The organism is Corallococcus sp. AB049A (assembly GCF_003668885.1).
Lineage (GTDB): Bacteria > Myxococcota > Myxococcia > Myxococcales > Myxococcaceae > Corallococcus > Corallococcus interemptor.
This window is the reverse complement of the sequence record NZ_RAWL01000573.1, coordinates 1-4,572: the sequence shown is the minus strand read 5'-3', so window position 1 is coordinate 4,572 and position 4,572 is coordinate 1. Positions and strand designations below refer to the sequence as shown.

Genomic DNA, 4,572 nt, shown 5'->3' with positions numbered 1-4,572 from the left:
CCTCACCGAACGTGGCGATGACGGTGGCTTCGGTGGGACCGTAGGTGTTGAGCAGGCGCCGCCCCGGCGCCCAACGCGCGACAACATCCGCGGGCAGGGCTTCACCGCCGGAGATGACGGTGCGCACTTCAGGCAGTCGCTCGGCGGAGGTCGCTGCAAGCGCTGCGGGGGTGAGGCTGACGACGGAGAGGTGCTGCTCACGCAGCAGGACGGGCAGCGGCGCGCCCGGCATCAACTTCTCCAACGGCGCGAGCACCAGCGTGGCGCCGTTGCAGAGCGTGGTGAAAATCTCCTCCACCGACAGGTCGAAGCTGAGGCTGGCGAACTGGAGTACGCGGCTGCCAGGGCCGATGCCGTACGCCACCGCTTCGTGGGTGACGAGGTTGGCGACGCTGCGGTGTTCCACCGCCGTGCCCTTCGGAGTGCCCGTGCTGCCCGACGTGTACAGCAGGTACGCCATGTTCGCGGGCGTCACGCCCGTCACTGGCGCAACCGTCGGCTCCATGGCGAGCGCAGCGCGCTCCGTATCCAGGCAGAGCGCTCGTGCATGCAGCGCCTCCGGGAAGCGGTCCACCAGCGGCTGCTGGGTGACGAGCACCTGGGCCGCGCTGTCCTCCAGCATGAAGGCCAGGCGCTCACGAGGCAGGAGGGGATCCACCGGCACCCAGGCGCCACCGGCCTTCAGGATGCCAAGCAGGCCGATGACGATATCCAGGGAGCGCTCGACACCGAGCGCGACGCGGACCTCCGGGCCCACGCCACGGTGGCGCAGGGCATGGGCGAGCTGATTGGCGCGTGCATTCAGCTGTGCATACGTCAGCTGCGTCCCTTCGAAGACAGCGGCAACGGTCTCCGGAGCGCGTCGCACCTGCGCCTCGAAGAGCGAATGCATGCAGGCTTCGGGGAACGGAGCGCGGGTGGCGTTCCAGTCCACCAGCACCTGCTGGCGCTCCTCTCCCGTGAGCAACTGGAGTGACGACACATGCTCGTCGGGTTTCGCGACAGCGCCTTCCAGGAGCACCCGCAGGTGCTCGGCCATGCGAGCGGCGGTGGAAGCGGTGAAGATATCGGTCGTGTACTCGAGGTAGCCCTTGAGGCCCGCGTCCGTCTCCAGCACCTGGAGGGTGAGGTCGAACTTGGCGGAGAAGGTGTCGAGTTCCAGGGCCTCCAGCTTGACGCCCTCCACCATGGCGGCGCCGCGGAAGGAGGCCTGGTAGGTGAGCATCACCTGGAAGAAGGGAGTGCGGCCTGGAATGCGCTCGGGCTTCAACTCCTCCACGAGCCTCTCAATGGGCAACTCCTGGTGCTCCTGGGCTCCCAGCACCGTCTCTCGCACCTGACGCAGCAGCGTGCGGAAGGACGCGGTGCCTGGGACACGCGTGCGAAGCACCTGGGCGTTGACGAAGAGGCCGATGAGGCCTTCCACCTCGCCGCGCGTGCGGCCCGCCATGGGAGAGCCGACGGTGACGTCCTCCTGGCCGGAGTAGCGGGCCATCAGCATCTGCCAGCCCGTCAGCAAGGCCATGTAGAGGGAGGCGCCCTCCTGCTGCGCCAGGGCCTTGAGCGCGTCCGTCAACTCGCGGGGCAGCAGCACGTCATGCCGGGCACCCCGGCCGTCTCGCGTGGCGGGACGGGGGAAGTCGGTGGGCAACTCCAGCGCGGAAGGCACGCCCTCCAACTGCCGCTTCCAGTAATCGAGCTGCTTCTCCAGCCGGGGACCCTGCATCCACTCGCGCTGCCAGACGCCGAAGTCCGCGTACTGCACGCCCAGCGGGGGCAGGGGCGCCGCCTGGCCTCTCGCGAGCGCTCCGTAGAGCAGCGCTACCTCGCGCACCAGCAGCGTCATGGACCAGCCGTCCGAGACGATGTGGTGCACCACCACGACGAGCAGGTGCTCCGCCGGCGCGGCCGTCAGCAGCAGTGCTCGCAGCAGCGGGCCCTTGGAGAGGTCGAAGGGCTGCGCAGCGGCTTCGCGCGCCAGACGCCACGCTTCCTCCGGCGGCGAGCCCGTGAGGTCCTTGCGCTCCAGCGTGAGCATCGGCTCGGGCGACACCACCTGCACGGGGCCAGAAGCGTCCTCGCGGAACGTGGTGCGCAGCACTTCATGACGGCGCACCACTTCGCGCAGCGCGCGCTCCAGCACGGCCACGTCGAGCGCACCCTCCAGACGCACCGCCATGGGCACGTTGAAGAGGGAGGTCCCAGGCTGCAGCTGATCAATGAACCAGAGGCGCTGCTGGGCGAAGGAGAGGGGCAGGGGCCGGGAGCGGTCCTGAACCGGAATGAGCCCTTGGACGGAGTTGCCGGCGACGGCCTTCTGCGCGGCCACCTTCCTGAGCAATTCGGCGCGCTTCTCTGGCGACAGGTTGGCGATCCGCTTCGACAGCTCGTGGCTCATCTCATGTACTCCGCGCTCGGGGACGCCACTGCGCACGAGCACCACCGGGGTAGCGGCGCTCGCGTGAATCCAGGTCTGCGGGTGGTGCCGAACTGACGCCCTGCGCTGCTCTCCCGGGAGAAGCGCGAGGGTGGGTCAAATTCATTTAAGGGAGATTATTCCGCCAATGATCATCCTGTCATGAGGACGGACCCATCCTTGCCCGAGTGAATTCAGGTATTTGCATAATTTCTCTGGTTCCCAGAACTTGAGGCGGGAAGGACCTCGGATGTCCTCTGGAGTGAGGCCTGCTCCGTGCGTCTCTTCCCTGATACAGGCCGTGTGACACAGGCCCACCGTCGCGATGATCCACGACGGTGGGCGCCTGATTTCACATCCGCCCTGGATCAGCTCCCCGATGCCTGCTGGGGCGCGATGCCGGACACCCGCGCAAGCGCCTCCCGCAGGCGCTCAACGACAGCCCCGAGGTGCGGGTCCTGCATCAGGGCGTGGTGGCCACCGGGAACCTCGTGCACCTCCAGGCCGCCGAGCACCAGGGACACCCAGCCACGGTGCTTCGGAATCCCGGCGGCGACTCCGCTCGCGCTCAGGAGCAGCGCGGTGCCGTCGTACGGCTGGGGCACGAACTTCTCCTGGGCGAAGAGGTTGGCCCGGAAGACGTTGAAGAGGGCACGCAGCTGGGCCGGGCCAGAGTGCGCATCCAGGATGCGCGCCCGGAGACCTTCCTGGAGCAGCTGCGCCAGCATCGCGCCGTCGTCACCCTGTGCCAGCACTTCGTCAGGAACGGAGAGGGTCTGTCCAAACGCCGTGGCGGTGGCATGGGCGAAGGCGAGCCGTGCGCGTGCTTCGGGAGCCAGGTGCGTGGCGTCCTGGGAGGGCTTCGTCAGTCCGGGCACATAAGCGTCGATGAGGGCGAGCAGGTCCACGGCTTCACCCGCATCGCGCAGGCGGCGAGCCATCTCGTAGGCGACGAGCCCGCCCAGGGACCAGCCACCGAGCTGGTAGGGGCCGTGCGGCTGCACCGTGCGAATGGCGTCGATGTAGAGGTCCGCCATCTCCTCGATGGACTCCGCGACGGGGCCTCCGTCGAGGCCGCGAGACTGGAGGCCATAGACAGGCAGTGACGGCCCCAGCCTGCGCGCCAGCTCCGAGTAGGCAAGGACGTTGCCGCCACCCGGGTGGACGAGGAAGAGGGGCCGCTGGTTGGGCTCGCCGCGCTCCAGCGGGACGAGCGGCGTCCAGGCCTGCGAGTCATCGCGAAGCACCTGGGCGAGCTGCTCGACGGTGGGCTGCTGGAAGAGGACGGAGAGGGGAATCGTCTGGCCCAGCCGCTCGCGCACGACGGCGACCATGCGTACGGCGAGCAGGGAGTGGCCGCCCAACTCGAAGAAGCTGGAGCGGACGCCGACGGAGCGGATGCCGAGGACGTCCTCCCAGATGCGCGCGAGCTGCATTTCGAGCGCGTCGCGTGGCGCGACGAAGTCCCGGGCTTCGATGGCGTGAGCATCGGGTTCGGGCAGGGCCTTGCGGTCCACCTTGCCGTTGGCGTTGAGCGGCAGCGCGTCCAGCACCATGAGCGAGGCGGGCACCATGTACTCCGGCAGCCGCTGCCGCAGGTGGGCCCGCAGCGCCTCCACATCCAGGGCGTGGCCTGCGCGAGCCGTGACGTAACCAATGAGGCGCTTGTCCGAGTCCGCGCCCCGGGCCACCACGACGGCTTCGTTGACACCGGAGACAGCGCGCAGCGTGGCCTCGATTTCCCCCAACTCGATGCGGAAGCCGCGCACCTTCACCTGGAAGTCGACGCGTCCCAGGAAGTCGAGCGTGCTGTCCTCCCGCCAGCGTGCCTTGTCGCCCGTGCGGTAGAGCCGTTCGCCCGGAGTGGCCGCGAAGGGATGCGGGACGAAGCGCTCTGCGGTCAGGTCGGGGCGGTTGAGGTAGCCCCAGGCAAGGCCGGGGCCTCCGACGTACACCTCACCCGCGACGCCCACGGGCACCGGGTGCAGGTGCGCGTCGAGCACGTAGACCGTGGAGTTGGTGAGCGGCCGGCCGATGGGAATGGCGCCTTCCACCACCGTGTCGCGGCGCAGGGTGTACGTCGCGGAGAACGTCGTGTTCTCCGTGGGGCCGTAGCCGTTGAGGAACGTGGCGCCTTCCGGCAGGCGAGCAAGGTG

2 protein-coding genes are annotated in these 4,572 nt (G+C 68.8%); both read right to left on the bottom strand.

Annotated features, from left to right (window positions below):
• On the bottom strand, positions 1–2,398 hold a 2,398-nt coding region (locus D7X55_RS36340), incomplete at its 3' end, for a condensation domain-containing protein (protein ID WP_147470355.1).
• A gap of 386 nt (positions 2,399–2,784) precedes the next feature.
• Positions 2,785–4,572: thioesterase domain-containing protein (locus tag D7X55_RS36335; protein WP_121725427.1), on the bottom strand; the 1,788-nt coding region annotated here is incomplete at its 5' end.